Source organism: Brevibacillus sp. SKDU10, assembly GCF_001645205.1.
Lineage (GTDB): Bacteria > Bacillota > Bacilli > Brevibacillales > Brevibacillaceae > Brevibacillus_B > Brevibacillus_B halotolerans.
Genome location: NZ_LSSO01000133.1, coordinates 1 through 661, shown reverse-complemented (window position 1 = coordinate 661; position 661 = coordinate 1). Strand labels below are relative to the sequence as shown.

1 protein-coding gene is annotated in these 661 nt (G+C 59.6%); it reads left to right on the top strand.

Annotation, left to right across the window (positions count from 1 at the left end; all coding sequences use genetic code 11):
- Positions 1-661: EF-Tu/IF-2/RF-3 family GTPase (locus tag AYJ08_RS07405; protein ID WP_255365455.1), on the top strand; the 661-nt coding region annotated here is incomplete at both ends.

Below are 661 nucleotides of genomic sequence, written 5' to 3'. Positions count from 1 at the left end.
TACAACCCGGTCAAGTCGAAGAAAGAGCGCGTGGGCCGCATCCTGCAGATGCACTCCAACAATCGCGAAGAGATCAAGGAGGTGCGCGCGGGCGACATCGCCGCTGCCGTGGGTCTGAAGGACGTCACCACCGGTGACACGCTGTGTGCGCAGGACAAGATCATCACCCTGGAGCGCATGGTGTTCCCGGAGCCGGTGATCTCGATGGCGGTGGAGCCGAAGACCAAGTCGGACCAGGAAAAGATGGGCATGGCCCTGGGTCGTCTGGCGCAGGAAGATCCCTCGTTCCGCGTCAAGACCGACGAAGAATCCGGCCAGACCATCATCTCGGGCATGGGCGAGTTGCACCTGGACATCATCGTCGACCGCATGCGTGGCGAGTTCAATGTCGAGGCCAACTTCGGCAAGCCGCAGGTGGCCTACCGCGAAACGATCCGCAAGTCCGACGTCAAGTCTGATTACAAGCACGCCAAGCAGTCCGGTGGTAAGGGTCAGTACGGTCACGTTGTGATCGAGCTGTCGCCGATGACCGAGGAAGAGCGCAAGAGCGACAACGTCAAAGACGATTTCTTGTTCGTCAACGACATCACCGGTGGCATCATTCCGAAGGAGTTCATCCCTTCGGTCGAAAAGGGTCTGCGCGAGACGATCACCAGTGGTC